Annotated in this window: 18 protein-coding genes; 3 read left to right on the plus strand and 15 right to left on the minus strand. The window is 52.1% G+C overall.

The features are described from left to right. Positions 1-12: 12 nt before the first annotated feature. The 9 genes from AADEFJLK_RS09360 to argS all read right to left on the minus strand — a co-directional run bounded on the left by AADEFJLK_RS09360 (position 13) and on the right by argS (position 8892). The gene (locus AADEFJLK_RS09360; RefSeq protein ID WP_103974050.1) at positions 13-672 is read right to left on the minus strand and encodes a DUF799 domain-containing protein; all 660 of its coding nucleotides are present in this window, start codon (positions 670-672) and stop codon (positions 13-15) included. After that, positions 669-1016, minus strand: coding sequence for a DUF4810 domain-containing protein (locus AADEFJLK_RS09365; RefSeq protein WP_103974172.1), 348 nt, complete (start codon positions 1014-1016; stop codon positions 669-671). Before AADEFJLK_RS09365 ends, AADEFJLK_RS09360 begins: the two co-directional genes overlap by 4 nt. Further along, entirely contained in the window at positions 1013-1654 is a 642-nt protein-coding gene (locus AADEFJLK_RS09370) for a CsgG/HfaB family protein (protein WP_211299185.1), read from the minus strand. Before AADEFJLK_RS09370 ends, AADEFJLK_RS09365 begins: the two co-directional genes overlap by 4 nt. 158 nt (positions 1655-1812) lie before the next feature. Then, a complete protein-coding gene (locus AADEFJLK_RS09375; protein ID WP_103974052.1) occupies positions 1813-2439 on the minus strand; it encodes an HAD family hydrolase in 627 nt (208 codons plus the stop codon). Between the two features lie 91 nt (positions 2440-2530). Continuing rightward, positions 2531-3151, minus strand: coding sequence for a lytic transglycosylase domain-containing protein (locus tag AADEFJLK_RS09380; RefSeq protein ID WP_103974053.1), 621 nt, complete (start codon positions 3149-3151; stop codon positions 2531-2533). Between the two features lie 10 nt (positions 3152-3161). Next, positions 3162-4361, minus strand: a complete 1200-nt coding sequence (gene purT, locus AADEFJLK_RS09385) for a formate-dependent phosphoribosylglycinamide formyltransferase (protein ID WP_103974054.1) — start codon at positions 4359-4361, stop codon at positions 3162-3164. Continuing rightward, positions 4358-5941, minus strand: a complete 1584-nt coding sequence (locus AADEFJLK_RS09390; protein ID WP_103974055.1) for a MutS-related protein — start codon at positions 5939-5941, stop codon at positions 4358-4360. The genes purT and AADEFJLK_RS09390 overlap by 4 nt, the downstream gene beginning before the upstream one ends. Before the next feature lie 527 nt (positions 5942-6468). Next, complete coding sequence (locus tag AADEFJLK_RS09395) at positions 6469-7128, minus strand: SPOR domain-containing protein (protein ID WP_088620793.1); 660 nt, start codon at positions 7126-7128, stop codon at positions 6469-6471. A gap of 3 nt (positions 7129-7131) precedes the next feature. Continuing rightward, positions 7132-8892: an arginine--tRNA ligase gene (argS, locus tag AADEFJLK_RS09400; protein ID WP_088620792.1), complete on the minus strand. Its 1761-nt coding sequence runs from the start codon at positions 8890-8892 to the stop codon at positions 7132-7134. A 373-nt stretch (positions 8893-9265) separates the two neighbouring features. Between argS and AADEFJLK_RS09405 the strand changes: the two genes are divergently transcribed. Then, positions 9266-9604 (plus strand): c-type cytochrome, encoded by a 339-nt coding sequence (locus AADEFJLK_RS09405; RefSeq protein WP_088620791.1) that lies wholly within the window; start codon positions 9266-9268, stop codon positions 9602-9604. A 327-nt stretch (positions 9605-9931) separates the two neighbouring features. Here AADEFJLK_RS09405 and AADEFJLK_RS09410 read toward each other — a convergent pair whose 3' ends face one another. Together AADEFJLK_RS09410 and AADEFJLK_RS09420 are read right to left on the minus strand one after the other, a co-directional pair. Continuing rightward, positions 9932-10528 (minus strand): hypothetical protein, encoded by a 597-nt coding sequence (locus tag AADEFJLK_RS09410; RefSeq protein WP_088620790.1) that lies wholly within the window; start codon positions 10526-10528, stop codon positions 9932-9934. 636 nt (positions 10529-11164) lie between these two features. After that, positions 11165-12379 (minus strand): argininosuccinate synthase, encoded by a 1215-nt coding sequence (locus AADEFJLK_RS09420; protein ID WP_103974057.1) that lies wholly within the window; start codon positions 12377-12379, stop codon positions 11165-11167. Positions 12380-12493: 114 nt separating this feature from the next. Here AADEFJLK_RS09420 and AADEFJLK_RS09425 point away from each other — a divergent pair, with 114 nt between their 5' ends. Further along, positions 12494-16105, plus strand: coding sequence for a leucine-rich repeat domain-containing protein (locus AADEFJLK_RS09425; protein WP_103974058.1), 3612 nt, complete (start codon positions 12494-12496; stop codon positions 16103-16105). A 9-nt stretch (positions 16106-16114) separates the two neighbouring features. After that, positions 16115-16993, plus strand: a complete 879-nt coding sequence (locus AADEFJLK_RS09430) for an Rpn family recombination-promoting nuclease/putative transposase (RefSeq protein ID WP_103974059.1) — start codon at positions 16115-16117, stop codon at positions 16991-16993. A gap of 427 nt (positions 16994-17420) precedes the next feature. Here AADEFJLK_RS09430 and AADEFJLK_RS09435 read toward each other — a convergent pair whose 3' ends face one another. The 4 genes from AADEFJLK_RS09435 to AADEFJLK_RS09450 form a co-directional block, all read right to left on the minus strand. After that, complete coding sequence (locus tag AADEFJLK_RS09435) at positions 17421-18551, minus strand: PhnD/SsuA/transferrin family substrate-binding protein (RefSeq protein ID WP_103974060.1); 1131 nt, start codon at positions 18549-18551, stop codon at positions 17421-17423. Positions 18552-18555: 4 nt separating this feature from the next. After that, on the minus strand, positions 18556-21252 hold the full coding sequence (locus AADEFJLK_RS09440; RefSeq protein WP_088620294.1) for a SpoIIE family protein phosphatase: 2697 nt from the start codon (positions 21250-21252) through the stop codon (positions 18556-18558). A gap of 577 nt (positions 21253-21829) precedes the next feature. Beyond that, on the minus strand, positions 21830-22309 hold the full coding sequence (locus AADEFJLK_RS09445; RefSeq protein ID WP_088620295.1) for an FKBP-type peptidyl-prolyl cis-trans isomerase: 480 nt from the start codon (positions 22307-22309) through the stop codon (positions 21830-21832). A gap of 81 nt (positions 22310-22390) precedes the next feature. Further along, a complete protein-coding gene (locus tag AADEFJLK_RS09450) occupies positions 22391-22717 on the minus strand; it encodes a rhodanese-like domain-containing protein (RefSeq protein ID WP_103974061.1) in 327 nt (108 codons plus the stop codon). Positions 22718-22721 lie beyond the last annotated feature (4 nt).

A 22721-nucleotide genomic window follows, 5' to 3' on the forward strand; every position in this document is an offset into this window, starting at 1 on the left:
ATCCCTTAGCTTTTAAGGCTTACAACGGCCTGCCGTACCCGGCGGGCTGTAAGGCCCGGCGATAAAGCCCTTGTTGCTATCGTAAATCATGCTGTTATTGGCCAGCACCGATAGCTGATGGGTATAATCCACCATTGAACTCATGATTTGCTGCACGGCAGCGGACACCAGCATGGCGATAGGGTCAGCACCGCCGGAGCCTTGGCTGGCTTCTTGTTTGCCCTGCCAAAGCACTTGCCCGGTCGCAGTATCCACCAGCTTGGCATGGGCGGTAATGACTGTCATCGATTGGATGGCGATATATTTTTGCCCCCATTCTTCAATCATAATATACAGGACGGCATCCGCTCCGATGATGCTTCTGATCTTATCCAAAGCGACCCCGTGCATCTCATCAGGGTAAGGCAGGCCGTTTTCCTTCAAATACGCATCCACCACCGCCACCGGAAACACATAATAGCCGCATTCGGCTAACGGTTGGGTAATGGTCGATAAGTCAGTATAAGGGGCATTAACGTTAGTGGTCTTATTTAAGGGCGGTAAGACCAAAATGGAGCGGGGGCGGTGATTGCGGAACGCCACATAATCGGTACCTGGCGGTGTCGCACAGCCTGCAACCGCCATAACCGCGCTGAGCAGCGCCACGTTTAAAGGGTACTTGACGGGCTTCATTTTTTTAACCTCCCTATCATGCCATCGATAAAAGTTACCGACTCAGGAAACAGCACTTTTTCCGCGCTAAACTCGGTCAGTGCGGCTTGGGTATTGCCCTGCAAAAAATACATATAGCCTAGATGGGCATGTAAGCCCGGCGGCACTTTTAGCCCTGCCGCCTTGGCGTTGGCGAGGTCTTCCTGTAATTTTACGACTTGGGTGTCGGGTTCCGCCGAACCGGGTTTGTTATACATAGTATAAATCAGCCCTTCATATTCACCCCAATAGTATAGGGGTTTAGGCGCACAGCCTGCCATTATCAGACCACCTGCCACTAATCCGGCTTTTAGCGCTTGCTTCATAGTGACGGTTTCCACGCACCTTGCTCCAGCCCCGCCACCAAATGCTGGACGGCTTCCATAATCGCCAAATTGATGACTTTACCGTTCAAGGTTGCATCATACCCCGCGTCCGAACCGAAGCCGATAATTTCCCGGCTGCTCAGCTCATATTCGCCCGCGCCTTGTGCCGAATACAGGATGCGCGAGGTTTTGACATCGACCACGTTTAAGGCGACTTTAGCATAAGCGGTTTGGCTTTTACCGTAGCCGAGTATCCCGAACAGTTGCGTATCGCCCGTGGTACGGCGGCCAAATTCGGTGACATCGCCAGTCAACACCACTTGGGCACCTTGAAGCTGTTGCCCCGCGCCGCGAAACTTGGCTTCTTGGGCAATTTCGTCCATATTTTCCCGGTCAACCACATCAAAACGCCCCGACTGTTGCAAATGGGTTTTTAAGATCGTCTTGGCCTGATTACCTAACTGGTCAACCCCATCGGAAAAAATGCCGCGCATATAGGTCGAGCGGTTCTGGAATTTGCCGACCACCAAGACTTGCTTTTCGCCAAAATAAGGGCGCTGGTAAGTCGTGACCGTCTCTGGCACTAATGCCTTATGTGATTCGGTCGCGCAAGCGCCCAACAGCAGGGTTCCGGCCATAACCAAACCTGCGCTAAGACGGCTTGGCTGAGATAATAAACGCCCCATAAAATGTTTCCCTCTAGTTTATCGTGATCAATGCGGATGGATGGCAAATACTGCCGGCCTAGTAATGGTGGGATAGTGTAAGGCTTTGGAGGATTTTAGCCTATAGGTATTTATACCAAGACCTTATCCAACAGGTCTTTAAATTCTTGCCCCTTGGGTAAGTGTAGGGCATGGAGGCCGACCGCCTGCGCCCCTTGCACATGGCCTAAGGTATCGTCAATAAAGATTGTTTCCTCAGGTTTGAGGCCGTTTTCCTCTAAGACTAACTGAAAAATGTCCGGGTCGGGCTTGCGCAACTTCACGTCGCAAGAATAGTAGACTTTATGGAAAAACGGTTGCAAGTTCGCCACCGCATGATGGTCGGCTAAGGTTTTTTCAAAGGTGCGGATGTGGGTGGTGTTGGTGTTGCTTAACAGAAACGTCCGGTAATGTTGTTTGTAAACCGTCAGTTGCGCTAAGCGGTGGCCGGGAAAATCCAGCAACATGGCGTTCCAAGCCCGCTCCAATTCGGCAATGGGCTGGGGTAAGTGAAAGTCGCTTTTAAGGGTGGCGAAAAAATCATCTTCGCTGATCAGCCCCTTATCGAATTGGTCAAACAACGGAGTTTGCGCCAATTGGCTGAACACCTGGGCAAACTCGGCAATGCCCAAGGCTTCAAACGCGCGGATAGTGCGGGGTATATCAAGGTTAATGACCACACCGCCTAGGTCAAAGATAAGGTTTTTAATGGTTGGCATATCGGCTTTGCTCAGGGAATGTGAGGTATCCTGCTCCCTGAGCGAAGCCGAAGGGAGCGGCTATTATCAAACAATGGCGTTTATCCGCCCCTTAGCGGTTATACAAAGCCAGCACTTGCCGGACATAGTTTTGGGTTTCTGGGTAAGGGGGGATGGAGTTGTTGTGTCTGATGACGGCGTTTTCGCCGGCGTTATAGGCGGCGACGGCCAAGTCGATATTGGGTTCAAACATCGTGATCAGATGCTTGAGATAGCGGGTGCCGCCATCGATATTTTGTTCGGGGGCGGAACTGTCCATCACCCCAAACCGCCGTGCGGTGGCGGGCATTAACTGCATTAGCCCGACCGCCCCTTTCGGTGATACGGCATCGGCATTATAAGCCGATTCGGTTTGGATAACGGCATGGACTAGCTTAGCGTCAACTTGGTGTTTGGCCGCCGCCTGTTCGATCAGGTCAGCAAAGCGTTGCTTATTGGCTTCGTTATAACGGCCTATCCTGGGGCTAGTATTAGTATTGGTGCTAAGGTAGACGTTGGTAAAATAATTGCGTGACCGCCGTTCGGCTTTAGATTTAATAATCCGTTTATACATACCGCCTTTCGGCTCGTCAGTATAATAAGTGTGTCCGTCGCTATCGACATATTTATAAATATCAGCACCAGCCTCTTGGGTGAGGCTCAAGATGAATACAATAAACAGTTTTTTTACCATAAGAATACCTTTAGGCGGTTTTAATCACGATTAATTGCGCAGCTTGTACGGCTTTGCTACGCGCGGCTTCTATACTTGTCCCGGTGGCTAAGGCTACGCCCATACGCCGATGGCTATAGGCGACCGGCTTACCGAACAGGCGGATGTCGCTATCGGGTACAGCCAAGGCTTGGGCAAGACCGGCATAGACTACACCCTCGGCATCCACTCCGCCAAGAATTACCGCACTAGCACCGATGTTTTGCAGGGCGGGGTTAACCGGCAAGCCTAAAATGGCGCGGGCGTGCAGGTCAAATTCGGTTTGGCGTTGCGTTACCATCGTCACCATACCCGTGTCGTGCGGCCTAGGGCTGACCTCGCTAAACCATACGGTATCGCCCTGCACAAACAGCTCGACCCCAAACAGCCCTAAGCCGCCTAAGGCGGCGCAGATTTTTAAGGCTATCGCTTGGGCATTAGCCAATGCGGCGGCGGTCATGGCTTGCGGTTGCCAGCTTTCGCGGTAATCGCCTTGCTCTTGGCGGTGGCCGATAGGCTCGCAAAAATGGGTTTCTATTTCGCCTTGGGCATTGAGGGCACGGACGGTGAGCAGGGTAATCTCAAAATCAAACTCAATTTTCGCTTCGACAATCACCTTGCCCGTATCGACGCGGCCACTGGCTTTGGCGGTGTCCCAAGCGGGGCGCAATTGTTCGGCGGATTTGACCATAGACTGGCCTTTGCCGGACGAAGACATGGTCGGTTTGATAAAGCAGGGGTAGCCGATACCGCCGTCGACCGCCGCTTGCAGTTCCTCAAACGATTCGGCGAAGGCATAAGCCGAGGTGGCGATGCCCAGCTCTTCGGCGGCTAAGGCGCGGATGCCCTCGCGGTTCATGGTCAATTGGATGGCGCGGGCGTTCGGGACGATGGTGCAAAGCCCTTCAGCCTCAATCTCCGCCAGTGCCGCCGTGGCAATCGCCTCAATTTCTGGGATGATAAAATGCGGCCGCTCCAAGGCAATCAGTTGCTTAACCGCCACCGCGTCGGTCATATCAATGACATGGCTGCGGTGTGCGACTTGCTGGGCGGGGGCATTGGCATAGCGGTCAACGGCAATGACCTCGACCCCGTAACGTTGCAGGGCGATAGTCAGTTCTTTGCCCAACTCGCCACTGCCCAAAAGCAAGGCGCGGGTGGCGTTGGGGGTTAATGGCGTACCTATCATCATTTTGTCTCTGCTAAATAATTGTCGATGTCTTCTTTAGAAAAGCCGATTTTCTTGGCGACCCGGTCGGCATGGCTGACGCGGGAAATGCCTTCCACCAGCCGATAGGTCGGTGCGTCATTGGCAAATTCGACTTGTTTGGGCATCCCTATCCTTTTCTTAACGAAGTGGTCGACCAATTGGTGGTTATGGGTAATCAATACCGTGCTGTTGCCCTTGCGGTAAAAACCGTCGAGGACATTGGTGGAGGATTCCATTTTTTCTTCAAACGTGGTGCCTTCCGATAATTCATCAAGCACCACCAAGCTTTTCGCGGTGGTCGCCAAAAAGATGTCCTTGGTGCGTTTTAGTTCCGTACCGAAGCGGCCTTCGCCGTCATTCAAATGACTAATTTCCGGCACTTGGTAGAAAATCCGGTCGGCTACCGTCAGGGTGGCGGTTTTGGCAGGGACAAAACAGCCAATCTGCGCCAGCAATTGGATTTGGGTGATGGTCTTGCAAAAGGCGGTTTTGCCGCCGCTGTTAGGCCCTGTGACCAGCAACAGTTTTTCGTCGTCTAAAGCCAAATCATTGCCGACATAATCATTGTAGGCCTTGCTTAACACCGGATTTCTGGCCTCGGTCAGGTTCATCCGGTGGTGTGGGCTGTCGATCAAGCTGGGTAGGACCACATTGTGGCCAAACTGCTCGGCAAATTTTAAGAACGACAACAGTTCATCCAGCTGCCCCAGCGCGTCTAAGGTTTCGCCGACGGCGGCGGAACTGCGGTAAATGCCGCGCAACGGCACAATGGCCTTGTCGCGGTCAAAGCCACCGATAATCGGAAAATACAATAGCAGCAACGGTGACAAAAACACCACCTGATCGGGCAATTCCACGCGCATATCAGCCGGGGCAAAAGTGCTGATCAGCCAGTACAGGGCAAACACCGTCACCAGCAATAAAGGCTTAAGGATACGCGGCACAAACACCACCGCAGGCAACAGCGAACCGCGCCGTTCTTCGCGGCATTGGATACCGCGCTCGGTCAGGTACACAGGCCCCTTCATCAGCGAATAGGAGCGGGTGTCGGCGAAGTTGCTGATGGTGGCGAACAGCTCTTGCAAGTACGCGCTGTCAGGCTTTTCAATAGCCTGGATGTGGTCGACCGCATCAAGCAGAAACTGTACGCCTTTTTTGTATTGCGCATAGCCATAACCTTCGATCTCGTGGGCTTCCCGCGCCGTAGTGAATGAGCCGAGGAAGTTGCCGAACAGTAGGCGGTAAAAATGGCCTTCTTGCTGGGCCGCGTGGTCAATCAGCGCGGTCAGGGCTGCCGCCAGATGCGGCTTGTCGCCCAGTTCCTGCACCGCTGCCTGCTTGGCGTGCAGCACTTCTAGCGAGTCTGAGGGTTGGGTGAGCGAGCGGTACAGCACGGCTTGCCCGGCGGTGGTGGTGGCGTAGTTGACGGCATCGAACACTTTATCGACTTCTAGGGTACTGAACGCGCTTTCGTCGATCACCCCCTCGCCCGTCGGTAACGGCTGGGAAGCTTTTATGTTAGGCCAGACATCTTGCCAGAGGGTTAACAGGGTCTCTTTCATAGTTGCGTCTCTTTAATTATTATTTTGAGGGCTAGAGGTTTTTTAACGGCACGGCTGTGGCATGTTACGCGTGCCGCACTGCTAAAGGTATATCCTGTACTGAAATACTACGCAAGCTTGGAGTGCAAAGGTCTTTAGCCTTTGCACGATGGCCTAAATTGCTTACTTAGGAACGTGCATAAAAAAAATCTGTTGAACAGGCAAAAGTACGGCAACTCCCTCCCTCCTGAGCGAAGCCGAAGGGCTCCCCCTTGTCAGGGGGAGGGGCGTTTTCCCCTTGATTTTCGCCTGTATGACGGGAAAGTCATTTGCTCCCTCCCCTGCCAAGGGGAGGGCTGGGGTGGGGTTTAACACGCAGAGATATAATGGAACGCCCACTTAATTTCATGCGCCTTCCTTAACGCCGGAAGACAGGTTGACCTATCCGGTTAGGCCATCGTGCAATGGCTAAAGAACATTGCACTCCACTCTGTGCCGCGCAACGGGTGACGGTTCTTATAACGGATAGCTGGCCGTCTACTTAAACCCTACTGGCTACGGCGTTGCGGGGTCTGCACCACAGGTTTGGTCGGGGCCATTTCGGTGACGATGACATTCGCGCCCATGGTTTTTAGGCGCAAACGGATGTCGTTGACGCTCTTCATCTGCGTGAAAGGCCCTAACTTGACACGGTGGGTGGTCACGCCGTCGATTTTTGCCTTATCCACTTTCGAGGCGATGCCCATTAAGGCCAGCTTGGCGCGGAGTTGGTCGGCTTCCTTAAAAGTTTGGAACGAACCCACCTGCATGACATATTTGGCATCTTTTGCCTTACCGATACGCTCTTCACGGACACGGGTTTTTAGCTCATAATCGGGCACCACCACTTCCTTATCGGGCAAGACGGTGTAGAACTCAAAATGCGGGGGCTTAGGCTTGGGCGGTTCTTTGGTCTCAGGCACCGCCGCTGCCGTACCTTTTTTAGGGTCGGTAGCTGTGGCCGTAGTGCCCGTACCCGCCGCCGTGTTGTTACCCGCCACATAAGACGGCGGCGGCTCTTTTGGGGAGGTGAGTTTTAGGTAGGCCAAAAAGGCAATGAAAGCAAACACCAAAGCCCCAACCAACAGCCCTTGCCAGCGGGTAATAACCCGTTTGGAAGACGGGCTTTTCTTTTTGATGGTACCCCGGTGTTTGTAATCTTTAGCCATACATCACATAACTTCAGGCGTGTTAATGTTTAATAGGTTTAGGCCGTTTGCCAACACTTGCTTGACGGCGCAAACCAGATTCAGCCGCGCATTGCGCAGCGGTGCATCGTCAACCAAAAATTGGTGGGCGTTATAATAAGTATGCAATTCAGTTGCCAACTCACGCAAGTATAGCACCACTTGGTGCGGTTCATACTGTGCCGCCGCCTTTTCCAAGACTTCGGGATAACGGCCCAAGGTTGCCAACAAGGCCAACTCATGACTTTCCGCCAACAGCGGCAAGTTCGCCATGCCCAAATCAATATCGCGCGACCAACCTTTTTCATCCAATTGCCGTAACACGCTGCATACCCGCGCATGGGCGTACTGGACATAAAACACCGGATTTTCATTGGTTCTGGAAGTCGCCAACTGCAAATCGAAATCCATGTGCTGCTCGGAGCGGCGCATCACATAAAAAAACCGCGCCGCATCCTTGCCGACTTCGTTACGCAATTGCCGCAAGGTGACAAACTCGCCGGAACGGGTCGACATCTGCACTTTTTCTTCGCCCCGGTACAAGGTCGCAAACTGCACCAGCAACACTTTCAGCTTTTCGGCATCCGCACCCAAAGCCTGTATCGCCGCGCGTACGCGTGGGATATAACCGTGATGGTCGGCACCCCAAATATCAATAATCTGGTCGAAACCCCGCGCCAGTTTATGGTGGTGGTAGGCAATGTCGGAGGCAAAATACGTGTACTGGCCGTTTTCGCGCACCACCACCCGGTCTTTTTCGTCGCCCAATTGGCTGGACGCAAACCATATCGCCCCGTCTTGCTCGTACAAATGCCCGCCCGCCCGCAACTGCGCCAAGGCCTTTTCCACCGAGCCGTCATCCATTAACTGCCGTTCTGAGAACCATTGCTGATAATCGACACCAAACTCGTGCAAATCGTCCTTAATGTCGCCTAAAATGTCGTTCAGGCCGATTTGGAAAAAATCCCGGTACAGTTTGCTGCCCAGCAACATTTTTGCCCGCGCGATCAGGGCATCAATATGGACTTCCTTATCACCGCCTTGCGGCTCGTCGGGCGGAATGCTTTCCTGCACCAACGCCGCCGGACGGCGGTAGTCGTTGCCTGCATTTTGGTGGATGCCCCGTGCAATGTCGCGGACATAATCGCCGCGATAGGCGTTGCTCGGAAACGGCAACACTTCGCCGCATTCTTCCAAATAGCGCAACCAGATACTGGTCGCCAAAATGTCCATTTGCCGGCCCGCATCGTTGACATAATACTCCCGGTGCACCTCAAAGCCCACCGCCGCCAACAAGTCCGCCAGCACCGAACCATACGCCGCACCGCGCCCGTGGCCGACATGCAAGGGGCCGGTGGGGTTGGCGGAGACAAACTCCACCTGTACTTTCTTACCCGCCCCGCTTTGGCTTAAACCAAACGCCGCGCCCTGTTCGTTGATACGCGGGATAATCTGATACTGGGCATCTGGATTAACAAAAAAATTGATAAAGCCAGGGCCTGCCAGCTCCACTTTAGTGATCGCCGCATCAGCGGGTAGGGCGGCAATGATTTTCTCGGCCAATTGTCGTGGGTTGGCTTTGGCGGGTTTGGCCAGCATCAAGGCCAAGTTAGACGCAAAATCGCCGTGTTGTGCATCACGGGCGCGCTCTATCACTATTTGCGGCGCAATGTCCTGCGCCAAAACACCCTCAGTTTTCAGGCTCTCAAGCGCCTGCCGGATCAGTTCCTCTATCTTTTGTTTCATCGCCACACTGCACAGTTAAATCAAATTAAAGTGCTTCATTATCCACGAAAATTAGCCGATTATCCATTAAGACCTGCAATTGGCTGGCTAGCCCTTATTTACAAGCCACACCAAAGTGCCGATAATGATTCGGTATAAGGGGGGCCTTATGGCATCAGCCTGTTTTTGTTGTGGAAAATAAAGCCGCCGCTAGATACCGTTATCCGCCGCCTAAAAGGTGATGCGCGGCTTTAGCGGCAAAAATGAAAAAATTCAACAAAAGCATTGAATTTTTCGGCTAAATTCCATATTCTTTACGGGTTTAACTTTGCGTCGGACTGTACACTTAAATTAAAGCAATACAGTTCTTTTTTTAACATCAAGAGAGGTCATTATGAAAAAATCATTAATCACAATCGCAGGTATTGCTTTAATCGCTTTAAGTGGCCAAGCATTTGCTGACGAACAAATCGAAGTCGGTAAAAAAATCTATGAACGCGCTTTTGGCCGTGGTTGCGGCACTTGCCACGACATCGCTTCTAACCCACAACTGACCGCTTTAATCAAAGCTGGCCAATTGGACCGCGCTAAATTTGAAACCACTCTGAAAGAAGGCAAAGGCGGTATGCCTAAAGCCATCGCAGAAATCATGAAACAACCTTCAGTGGCTAAAGCCGGTTACGGCGAAGACCAAGCGGTTGACGCACTGTACAAATATTTGGAAACCAAATAAGCGTACTGTTGACCTAAATCGGGCCTTTCTTTAGCCCGAAAAAAAGCCGCCCCAAGTGCAAACCTGGGGCGGCTTTTTTGTGTCGGGACTTAAGCCTAAGCTTAGGAACGTGCATAAAATAAAATCTGTTAAACAGGCGAAAGTACGGCAACCCCCTCCCAGCCTCCCCCTTGGCAGGGGGAGGAGCGTTGTCCCCCTGATTTTCGCCTGTATGACGGGGAAGCCATTTGCTCCCTCCCCTGCGAAGGGGAGGGCTGGGGTGGGGTTTAACACGTTGAGGAGCAATGGAACGCCGACTTAATTTTATGCACATTCCTAAGCCTAAGCTTACTTGCCGCTTAAATACCGGACAATCTTTTCCCGCAACGGCAGTTTTTTGAGGTTTCTGATCCAGATGCCCGCCACGGCGGCGATCATCAGGCTACAGGAAGCCAGCGTCCAATAAATCAGCCGCTTTAATTGCGACATTTCCTGCATCAGTTGCGCATTTGATAAGCTGGCCGCCGGAGTAGGGGCAGCTTGGGCGGGTCCCGAATAGGTGCGCAACACCCGCACATCGTTTTTAATGTCTTCCAACGCCCCTAAAGACGCGGGAACCGCCCCGGCGCGTAGGCTTTCTTCTAAAGAACGTAGCTTGCTTTCAATCGAGCCGCTGACCAAACCGACCATTTGCCCTTTCAGTGCGTTAACTTCCGCCGACAACTGCGGACTGTCCGCCGTTACCGTGCCATCATCCGCCGTCACTTTTTTATAAGCCGTCAAAAAATCATTGCTGGGCAGTAACAAAAAGCCCGTGACAAAAATCACCGTCATAAGGAAAAACACCCCCCTCAGCAACCATCGGTTGGTTTTCATCAACTGCTGGTGGGATGGCACACTTTGCAAAACAACAATTTCTGAATGGGTTTTATTTTTCTGGCTCATTATTAACTTCCTCTCGAAACGCACAACAGCCGCTTCGGACAAATTATTTATTATTATGGCTCTAATGGGTTTAGGGATACACGGCACAACAGGGCGTTAGGCTCACCAATACGCAAAGTACAAGGTGATACTGCCCCCTCCCCTGATGGGGAGGGTTGGGGTGGGGAGAATCTAAACAACACTTTTTTCATCAAATAGACTGAAAAATAAGTTGCTCAAAATGGCTTACACACAAAATACCCATCATTTCGGCAATCCCTTTATGCCTCGTGGGTATGCCAGAATGATGGGGGTTGAAGGTCGCTATGTTTATACTCTGAACAGTCCAGCCTTCGACAGGCTCAGGCCGAACGGTTAATCCTAAAAACCGAAAACTTGACCGTTTGAAGTATATTAATAGACAAAAGACCTTAAAACCCCTATATAGCCTCGTTTTATTCTCCCCACCCCAGCCCTCCCCAGCAGGGGAGGGAGCGGTTAGCCAATGCGCTTGGGCTTTTATAAAGCTCCTCGCCCTATTTAGGGCTGATGGTATAAAAAGCTTAAGCATCAGCTAACCCCCAAAGCCGCCGTGCCAATTCCCAAGGCGTAACTAACGGCCAATTATACAAGCTAAATGGAAATTTGTTCTGGGTTTTATTTCAGACGCTTGGCGGCGGCGATACGCATCCGCAACGCGTTGAGCTTAATAAAGCCCTCGGCATCTTTTTGGTTATACGCGCCGCCGTCTTCTTCAAACGTGGCGATGCTTTCGTCAAACAAGCTGTCGGTATCAGAGGCGCGGCCTACCACGATGACATTACCCTTATACAGTTTCAGCCTAACCTTACCGTTAACCGACACTTGCGACGCATCAATCATGGTTTGCAGCATCTGCCGTTCAGGGCTCCACCAGTAGCCGTTATAAATCAACGACGCATAACGCGGCATCAACTCATCTTTTAAATGCGCCACTTCGCGGTCTAAGGTTAATGACTCAATCGCCCGGTGCGCTTTCAGCATCACCGTACCCGCTGGGGTCTCGTAACAGCCGCGCGACTTCATGCCGACATAACGGTTTTCGACAATATCCAAACGGCCAATACCGTTTGCCCCGGCAATCGTGTTCAGCTTTGCCAACACCTCAGCAGGCGAATGCGGCACATCGTCAATGGCGACAATATCGCCTTGGCGGAAGGTCAATTCTATATAAGTCGCTTGATCCGGCGCGGCTTCAGGCGATACCGTCCAACGCCACATATCTTCTTCCGGCTCCGTCCACGGATTTTCCAAGACGCGGCCTTCGTAAGAAATGTGCAGCAAATTCGCGTCCATAGAATAAGGCGAGGTTTTGCCTTTTTTCATCTCGACCGGAATGCCGTGCTTTTCGGCATAATCCAACAGCGTTTGCCGTGAGGTCAGGTTCCACTCGCGCCAAGGGGCGATAACATGGATGTCAGGACGCAGCGCGTACGCGCCCAGCTCAAAACGCACTTGGTCGTTACCTTTGCCGGTCGCGCCGTGGGAAATGGCATCCGCGCCGGTTTCGTTGGCAATTTCAATCAAACGTTTAGCGATTAAAGGCCGCGCAATGGAGGTGCCTAACAGGTATTCGCCTTCGTAAACCGTATTGGCGCGGAACATCGGAAACACAAAATCCCGCGCAAATTCTTCGCGCAAATCGTCAATGTAAATTTCCTTAATGCCCATGCTTTGCGCCTTAGCCCGTGCGGGTTCCACTTCCTCACCCTGGCCCAAATCCGCCGTAAAAGTCACCACCTCGCAGTCATACACATCTTGCAACCATTTAAGGATAACGGAAGTGTCCAACCCCCCGGAATAAGCTAAAACAACTTTATTGATGTCCGACATAGTTCTCTTGATCTTGATGTTGAAAAATGGGGGGATTATACCTGAAAATGGCGCGGGGCAGTGTAGGGATTCGGTGGGGTTAACAGCATTGCTTGCGCCCTGTCGGGCGCATTAGTGTTTATCCTTTCCATTACGGGGTACTCGCGTACAACGCCCAAGCCCTTAACCCGCGAAAAAAACAACCGCAAGAACAAAACCGCCAACGGTTTAGGCTTCCCTTCTGCTATACTCAAACTGACTTTAGCCCTATCCGAACCGCTAAGCCCTACCTACACCAACAACCCAACCGCCATACCTATGACTTTAGAAACCGAAACTGAAGGCCTGCGCATAGCGCGTGAACGTATCGCCCAAGAAGCCGAGCAACGTAGCGGCTTTTTGGATTTGGGAATGCTGGGTTTAAGGGCTTTGCCGGAAGAATTGTTTAGTTTACGGCATTTGCGGGGGGTGAATTTGGGCTATGGTTATATAGACCAAATAGATGGTGAATGGCAGGACGCATCCGGTATTGATAGCGACAATATTTTGGAAAATAGTTTAACTGGCATCGGTGCGTTAGTAGAATTAGAAAATTTATCTTTATGTGGCATAGCTATACATGATTTGTCGGCGCTGTCCGGCCTTGCCGCCCTGCAAACGCTGCATTGCTCTGATACAGCGGTCAGCGACCTGTCGGTGCTGTCCGGCCTTGCCGCCCTGCAAACGCTGCATTGCTCCGGCACAGCGGTCGGCGACCTGTCGGCGCTGTCCGGCCTTGCCGCCCTGCAAACGCTGCATTGCTCCCGTACAGCGGTCAGCGACCTGTCGGTGCTGTCCGGCCTTGCCGCCCTGCAAACGCTGTATTGCTCCGGCACAGCGGTCAGCGACCTGTCGGCGCTGTCCGGCCTTGCCGCCCTGCAATCGCTGGATTGCTCCCGTACAGAAGTCAGTGACCTGTCGGCGCTGTCCTGCCTTGCCGCCCTGAAAACGCTGGATTGCTACAATACAGCGGTCAGCGACCTGTCGGCACTGTCCGGCCTTACCGCCCTGCAAACGCTGGGTTGCTCTGGCACAGCGGTCAGCGACCTGTCGGCGCTGTCCGGCCTTGCCGCCCTGCAATCACTGCATTGCTACAATACAGCGGTCAGCGACCTGTCGGCACTGTCCGGCCTTGCCGCCCTGCAAACGCTGCATTGCTCCGGCACAACCGTCAGCGACTTGTCGGCGCTGTCCGGCCTTGCCGCCCTGCAATCGCTGGATTGCTCCCGTACAGCGGTCAGTGACCTGTCGGTGCTGTCCGGCCTTGCCGCCCTGCAATCGCTGCATTGCTACAATACAGCGGTCAGCGACCTGTCGGCACTGTCCGGCCTTGCCGCCCTGCAATCGCTGGATTGCTCCGGCACAGAGGTCAGTGACCTGTCGGCATTGTCCGGCCTTGCCGCCCTGCAATCGCTGGATTGCTCCCGTACAGCGGTCAGCGACCTGTCGGCATTGTCCGGCCTTGTCAATTTGCAAAGATTGAATTGTTCTGACTGCAAATTGACGAATATCTCTCCTGATTTTTGGGTAAAATCCTCTTTGCAATGGCTTTATCTTTATCAAACCGAACTCCCCAATATCCCTGCTGAGGCGTTATCCCAATCGAGTTATAGCGACTGCCTCCCCTCCCTACGCGCCCATTTAAACGACCTAGAAGCCGGAAGCGAAGCTATCCCCGATGTAAAGCTGATGATCTTGGGCAATGGTCGGGTCGGTAAGACACAAATCTGCCGTAGATTACGCGGGGAAGCTTACGATAGCACTATCAGCTCCACGCATGGCATTCGCCTAGCCACTGCCGATTTGCCGCCTACCGATACCTACGAAGCGGCTAATTTAGCGATTTGGGATTTTGGCGGGCAAGACATTTACCACGGCACTCACGCGCTGTTTTTAAAAACCCGCGCCATTTTCCTGCTGGTCTGGATTCCCGCCAGTGACGGGGCGGCTAGCCATGACTGCGATGGCTTAGTGTTCCGTAACCATCCCTTAAGCTATTGGTTGGCCTATGTCCGGCATTTGGGCGGTGCGGACAGCCCAGTGCTGATAGTGCAAACCCGTTGTGACCGTATCGAAGACGAGGCGCGGCGGTTGCCGATAGAGGATAGCGAGTTGGAGGGCTTGGGTTTTGTCAAAAGCCTGCATTACAGCGCCTTGAAGGATAGGGGAAGGGCGGCGTTAGATGAAGCCTTAGGCGAGGCGGTGGTATGGTTGCGTGAGCGGCAAGGTACGGCGTTGATCGGGGCGGGGCGCTTACGTTTGCAACGGCGCTTGGAAGCCTTACGCGCGGCGGATGCGGTGGCAGCAGAACAACGCCAATACCGTACCCTTAGCCAAGCCCATTTCCGGCAATTGTGCGAGGAAGTGGGTGGCATCAGTGCGCCAGAGCATTGTTTAAGCTATTTGCACAATGCCGGGGTAGTGTTTTATCGCCCCGGCTTATTTGGTGAGCAGATTATTTTAGACCAAGCCTGGGCATTGGAAGCGATTTATACCGTTTTCCAGCGCGGTAGCTGTTACCGCGAACTGCAACGCTTGCGCGGGCGGTTTAGCCGGACGTTACTGGCCTTGTTAGTCTGGCGCGACTACAGCGACGCGGAACAGCGGCTGTTTTTGGACATGATGCAATCCTGCGGGATTTGTTTTGTCCATAAACACGGTGACAGGCAATTAGGCACAGAAGACGAATACATCGCCCCCGAACTGTTGCCGGATAAAGCCGCAGTTGCTAGCGAATTGGCGGAAAAGTGGTCGGCACAGGCGGACATGGTAACAGCGTTATACCGTTACCAATTGCACCAGCCCGGTTTATTGCGTAGCCTGATGGCGGAGATTGGCCAACAAGCGGGGGTGAACGGGATTTATTGGCAGAACGGCGTGTGTGTTTATGAGCAGACCACCCGCAGCCACGCGCTGATTGAGCAAGAAGAAGTCGGCACTTGGCAGGGCGTGTTACGCATCAGTTGCCAAGGCGGGCAAGCGGGGCAGTTGTTGGCGCAGTTACGCGAACGGATTACTCAGCAAAACCACCATTGGGGTTTGGAGCCTATCGCCGAACCTGCCGAGGTTGCCTCACGCGCCCAGCCGGAGCCAGTAAACGCGCCGCCGCTGGCCTTTGTCCAGCCGCCTAAAGCAGGTATTACTTATTGTGTGTCGTATGCGTGGGGCGATGATACGCCGGAAGGCAAGCCGCGTGAGGCGGTGGTTAACCAGCTTTGTCATGCAGCGGAGGCACGGGGTATTCATATCCTGAGGGATAAGGGTGATTTAAAATTCGGCGATCAGCTATCGGCGTTTATGGGACGCATCGCCCAAGGCGATAGGGTGTTTGTGATCCTCAGTGATAAGTATCTGAAATCCGCTAACTGCATGTATGAATTGTTTGAGATTTGGCGCACTAGCCGTCATGATAACGCCGAGGCCTTACAGCGGGTACGGCTGTTCAGCACGGATTGTGCGCGGATTTTTTCGGCGTTGGATAGGGTAAATTATGCGATATATTGGCGGCAGCAACATAACGCGCTGCAAGCGGTGATTAGCGAACACGGCGCGGCAGTGTTAGGCGAGACCGATTTCCGCCAATTTAAGTTAATGGATGATTTTGCCCGGCATATCGGCGATATATTGGCGGCTTGCGCCGATACCATCCACGCGCGAAAGTTTGAAGATTTGATCGCTTATGGCTTTGATGACCCCCATGATGAGTAAAACCTAACCATGCCCAGCAAATACCTTAACCCTTACACCGATTTCGGTTTTAAAAAGCTGTTCGGCGAAGAAGCCAGCAAAGATTTGTTGGTGGATTTTTTAAACCAACTGTTGCCGCCCCAGCACCAAGTGGCGGAGCTGAGCTTTAAGAACCCCGAAAAAATCCCCGGCACGGCGAAAGAGCGCAAGGCGATTTTTGACATTTACTGTAAGAACGTCAATGGCGAGCAGTTTATCGTCGAGATGCAGAAAGCCAAGGTGAAGTTTTTCAAAGACCGTTCGCTGTTTTACTCGACCTTCCCAATTAAGAACCAAGCCCAAAAAGGCGGCTGGTCGTTCAGGCTGTTGCCCGTATACATGATCGCCATTTTGGATTTTGTCTATGACGAACAGGAAGAGGTCGCCAAGTTCCGCCGCGATGTTTGCCTGAAAGACCAAGACGGCGATGTCTTTTACGACAAGCTGCATTTTAAGTTCCTGCAAATGCCCTTGTTTAACAAGCAGGCGCATGAGTTGGTGACGCATTTTGACAAGTGGCTGTATTTTCTTAAAAATCTGGAGAACTTCGACCATATCCCCGCGATACTTAACGAGCCGATTTTCCAAAAAGGTTTTGAGATTGCCGAATTGGCACGTCTAAAGACCAAACTGCTCAACGACTACCGCCAAAGCTCGCTGGATTATTGGGAAATGAAAAACGTGAGGGATGCGTCGTTTGAAGACGGATTTCTGGCTGGTATTAGGATCGCTAAGGAAAAAACCCTTACGGAAAGCGGAGGAGAGAGAAGCGAAGCCATCGCCAAAATGATGCTGGCAGAGGGAGAACCCTTGGACAAAATCATCAAATATACCCAACTGTCAGCCGAGCAGATTAAGGCTTTGGAGTAGCTTAGGAATGTGTATAAGTAGGTGTGCATATATCTTTTAACATTTAAAATTGTTATCTCTGTAACCCCCTCCCAACCTCCCCCTTGCCAGGGGGAGGGGCTTTTGCCCCTCATTTTCGCCTGTTCGACGAGGAAGATGCCCCCTCCCCTGCGAAGGGCGACTGCACGGATGCAGGAGGTAGAGCAACGCAAGGAGCGGTTGCCGAGAGGGCTGGGGTGGGGTTGAATTCGCAAATGTTAAAAGAGATATGCATACCTACCTACTTAAATTAATTTCGCCAACAACTTAATGAGCAAGTTTTTCATAAAACCCGCCCCCCAAATTTTACGCAAAAAAAAGCCCAAACCCGAAGGTTTGGGCTTTTTACCCTAAGCGATGTAAAGCCTTAAGAGGCCATCCTTAGCGGACAGCCTCAAAAGCTCAAGCGTCAGCCGCGATAACGGTCATAAACCATTTGCAGCATTTGCACTTCGCCTTCTTCGGGCTTGCTCCAGCCTTGGATTTGGATGTCCTGCAAAATTTGCTTGCCTTGGTCATCTTCGGTCATGGCGGTGAGGATTTCGCCTAATGCTTCGGCTTGGTTTTGTATATGCGGGGCGACCAAGAACAAATGGCAGGCGAAGTCGGTTTGGCTTTCGTCCAATTTGCGGACGCTGTTTTTACTGAACGAAGACAGGCCTTCGTAAGTCTTTTTCAGCATAAACGCCAGGTCGGCTTTTTTCCGAATTAACGTCTGCAAGGCTTTAATTTCATTGCCTGAAAAATCAAAGGTCAATTTTGACGAATCCAGGCCGTTCTCATCGCACAAAAAGCGTCCTAGCAGATAGACAAAGCTGCTTTCGGTGGCGGTACTGACGCAGACATTGGCGTAGTCGGCCAAGGTGCGGGTATCGTCGGAACGGGTCAAGATCACCACTTCGTCGGCTTCCGAGGAAGGGCGCATCACGGGGATAAAGCCGTGCCGCTTAATCATTAACGACGCTTCAAACGGTTTGGCAAACAGCAGGTCGGTGCTGTCCGGGTTTGGCGTGTCCACTGTTTGCTCAAAGTGGATGGCTTTTTTCATGCGCCGTTGCAAATAGGTATTGAGCAAATACCAGCCCGTCAGTTGTTGGCCGGACTGCATACTGGCGACAAAATTGAGCTTGTCGCTGGCGACATGGGCTACTGGCGCAGCGGCTTTGATTTCGACATGGCGGGGCGGCTCTGGATTGATGCTTTCAGCCGTACCAGCGGCGGCAGCGCCTTCGGTTTTGATAAAACGCCCCAAGCCGGTAATTTTAAAGAGCATACTGACCATGCGGTCGAGGTTTTGCACTTCAATGCGGGTTTTTTGCTTTTCCCAATTTTCAAAGACTTTTAATAATAACGACAAGCCCATTGAATTGACCCGTTCCACTTGGCTGAAATCTAACAGCACATAAGAATTGGCGGGAATTTGCGTTAAAGAACCCAGCATTGTATCGGCGTGGGCATCAATCGCTCCGACTAAGTTAAAGGTAAAGTTGTTGTTGTCGCCAGCGATTTGCTTAATGGTAAAATTATTGTTCATGCTCATGGGTTTACGCTCCTACAGGGTATGCGGCTTCATATTCAGTATGATAGATGAACTGAATGCCGGAATCGACGGCCATATCAATGGGGTTGTTTACATCCCATAAGGTTGTCACCTGCGTGCGTTTTTGCGGATGGACACGGATTTGCAGATAATCGGACAAACGCCACATCATATACAGGCCGACACCGCCGACCCCGGCTTCCACGCCATTTTCCATCGCATGGGCGATATTTCTTAAGAATACCCCAGGAGTCAATGTCCCCCAGTTATCGGTAATCATCAAACCTAATAAGCCGTCGGCCAAGGCAATATCGATACGCACTTCTTCGTGCGCGGACAATTCGCGGGATTCGCCTTTGCTGTAGTAAGCCACCCCTTTACCGTCGCGTGGCGCGGCATAGAGGCTGTTTTCGGTCATTTCGTCGAGGATCACCATCAGCGCTTCGATATGGTCTTTCGGCAAATTGCCTTGGTCGTTCAGCCACGAGAAAATCTCTTCGGTGATGAAGGCCTTGTCTTCGGTATGGGTCAGATGGAATTGGCGGTATTGCGGTTGTCCGGGCATCAGCGCGTACAAGTCATCGTCAGCCGATTCATGGTGCTGGTTGAGCAAATGTTCCCAGCCTAAGCGTTGGCAGAAATCATCATTTTTCGGCAAGATCCGGCAAATGCCGTCTTGGCTGAAACGGGTCAGCAGGTCGGAATAGCCCTGTTCGGCCAAGAACACCACATATTCTTTGGAAATCCGTGGGATAGGGTGTTCGCCTTGGCGGTAGAAGCCTTCGGAGATACGGATGATGTCACTGACATCGGTGTTGGTTTGGGCAGATTGGCTGACCCGGTCAGTATGGCTGATGACCACAATGGTGATGTCATCAGTATACGCCGTGCCCCGGCAATGTACGCGTAAGGCATCCATCAGGATGTTACGCAGTTCTTCAGGGTCTTCAACATCGTAATTGGCGTTCAGTAAGAATTCCAAACGGTCATAGCCGAACGGCTCGCCGCTGGGGGATTCTTCTTCGACCAAACCGTCGGTGTATAAGAACAGTTTGTCGCCGACGTTCAGGGTCATTTCGACAGCGGACTGCAAATAATCCGAATCTAAGCTTTTACCTAAAGGTAAGCCGGACGCTTCAATCATTTCCCAGTGTTGGGCATCTTTACGCAACAGGTACGGTAAAACGTGACCCGCGTTGGCGAACACTAAGCGGCCACTACGCGCATCTAAGCTCAAACAGGCCATGGTCATCAGCAAGGATTGCTGGGCGGTCGCCTGCATGTTGATGTTAAGCGAGTTTAAGATTTCGCCAGGGTTGGTGAAGCCTTCATGGATCAGCGGATAGACACCCGCTTTGGCCGCGCCCACCATCGTACCTGCCGCCACACCGTGGCCGCTCACGTCACCGATGAACAGGATGCTATGGTGGCCACCGACTTTATAATAGTCGTAATAGTCGCCGCCTACCTCGCTGGAGGTCAGCAGGTTTGCCACCCCGGCCAGACCGGGCAGGGCAATGATAGGTTGGGGCAAGATTGAACGTTGCAATGTCGCGGCCAAGTTGACCTCGCCTTGCAGACGGTCGGACAATTGCGCCAATTCGGCGTTGGCTTGTTTGACTTGCAGTTCGGCCTCTTTACGCTCGGTAATGTCAAGGCCGGTCGCCAAGAACATCAGCGGCGTGCCGTGCGAGTCGGTAATGATGGTCGGGTTCCAGATAATGTTAAGCAAGTCGCCGGTACTGATACGCATCAGGGTTTCGATAGAATCGGCATATTGCACCTCGCCGGACATCATATCCGCGAACAGCTTACGCAGTTCGGTTTGGTCATGTGCGGGGATGAACTGCTCGAAAAAGTCATGGCCCTTAATTTCTTCTTCCGACCAGCCGCTGTTCTCTTCGGCGTAATGGTTGAACAGCACCACCTGGGCATTGGCATCCAAGCCGATAATCAAGGCTTGAGTCGTGTTAATCACGTTATCCGCAAAGGCTTTTTCTTGGCGCATCTTAACCGCGCTGTCTTTCAGTTTTAATACCAGCGGTTGCAGCAGCAAGGTGCCTACCATGATTAACGAGGCCAAGGAAATGGCGAACATCATGTGTTGTTTGCTGGCGGTGATACCGATCATCATCTCGCTTTGGCGTTGGTAAATCGAGCTGGCTTTGCCAATCTCTTCCAGCAACCGTGGCGATAAGGTGTAGAGCAGGGTTTTCAGCTCAGGATCGTCAGGGGTAAGATGGGTGGCGGAGCGTCTGTACAAGTCCCTGACCGTGGTCAGGTAGGTGCGCATTTGCGGGTCCAGCGGCTTGGGGTTATCGAAGTAAATCAAACGCAGGTCTTGCGACAAAGTACCCGGAACGTGGACAAGACGGTCGCCCTCACGGATATAACGGTCACCGGCAATCAGCGAGGCGTGGTTTTGGTCGATTTGGGTCAGGTTGGAAATGATTTTGGCATCGATGCGGCGGATTTCATTGGCATCGGTCAAATAAATTTTTTCGATCAGCAATAAGTTGATGTCCTCAACCAACTGACCTTGCTCCGTACTCATTTTAACCAGACGGGCATTACCTTCTTGGCTACGGATATCGGTGATAAGAACCATATAAGTGACGGTGGCCACGGCCCCGAGCACTAATAAAACCGTTGCGTATTGGTCGGCAATGCGACCAATAAATCGTCGAAATAGCTCTTGCATCGCGACTTACTCCTCTTAATTTTATTATTGTTAGTTATATTTATTATGTTGCCGAGCCTGTAATAGCGGCTCCCAACACTATTACTGCGTGGGTCTCGGCTATTTGCATTAACTGCTTTAATCAGGTTATAGACGCAATTAGTTTACACCTTATCCACAAGAAATGCGTTAGAAAAATCACCCTAAAAGCCTGTGCAGAAGTTGAATATACTGGCAATGTCTAAATATGCCCGATATTCCCTTAAAAGGTAATAGATATTGGCCCGATAGCAAAAGGCAGGTGCAGGGATTCTAAAGCGCAGGCCTAAAAATAAGCGGCAACGGCTGCCTGTTGGTGGCGGAATACGCGCTTAAGCGACAGGATATAGGGGAGGGGCAGACCGTAAAAAAACAGCAACGGCCATTAACCATAAAAAAGTAAGGGTAGCGAAAGGCTTGTGGATTTTTAGGTAGGGACACAGTGGCTGTAATCGGGCGGGGCAAACCGAAAAGCCGCCCCGCCTTAGGTCACGATGTAACCAGACCACTGACAGTTAGGTTACATCAAGGTTTGGTAAGGCGTAGTGACGCTTGGCAATTAATGGTCGCAACCTGCGCCATGGATATGCCCGTGCGCCATTTCTTCATGGCTGGCAGGGCGCACATCCATGACTTCCACGTCAAAAATTAAGGCCATACCCGCCAGCGGATGGTTGCCGTCGATGGTGATGTCGTCGCCTTCAACCTGAACGACCGTCACAATGCCGGGGCCGGCGCTGACATCGGCGTGGAACTGCATACCGACTTCAACGGTGTCAATGCCTTCAAACATGGCCCGTGGGATGACTTGGACGCGGTCTTCTTCAAATTCGCCATAGGCATTTTCGGCTTCAATGCGGACTTTGAAGGTATCGCCAACCGCTTTGCCTTGCATAGCTTGCTCAAGGCCGGAAATGATATTGCCACCCCCGTGTAAATAAACTAACGGCTCACCGTCCGCCGAACTGTCGATGACTTCGCCTTCGTCATTGGTCAGCGTGTAGTGGATAGAAACAGCCATATTGTCAGCAACTTGCATGATAAAACCTATTGGGTCATTAAAAAGGCACATATCATATAGATTTACGGGGGGTTTGTCTGAAAAAAGTGTCCTGGTCGCTTACGAATAACGCGGCACCGAGCTGTCGCAATACAGCGACCAGGCATCAATGCCGCCTTGCAGGTTGGTGATGTCGGGAAAACCGGCATCGGCTAAAAAATGCGCGGCGCGTTGGCTGCGCATCCCATGGTGGCAAATCACTACAATCGCTTGCTTGGCATCCAGTTCATAGATGTGTTGGGGCAGTTGGTTTAAGGAAATACGCACGCTGCCGTCGATTCTGGCGTATTTGAATTCATAATCTTCCCGGACATCCAGCAAGAACAGCGGCTCGCCTTTCTCTAGTCTGGCTTTTAGTTCGAGTGCGGTAAGGGTTTTGACAGTCATGGCG

The sequence above is a fragment of the Methylovulum psychrotolerans genome (assembly GCF_002923755.1).
Lineage (GTDB): Bacteria > Pseudomonadota > Gammaproteobacteria > Methylococcales > Methylomonadaceae > Methylovulum > Methylovulum psychrotolerans.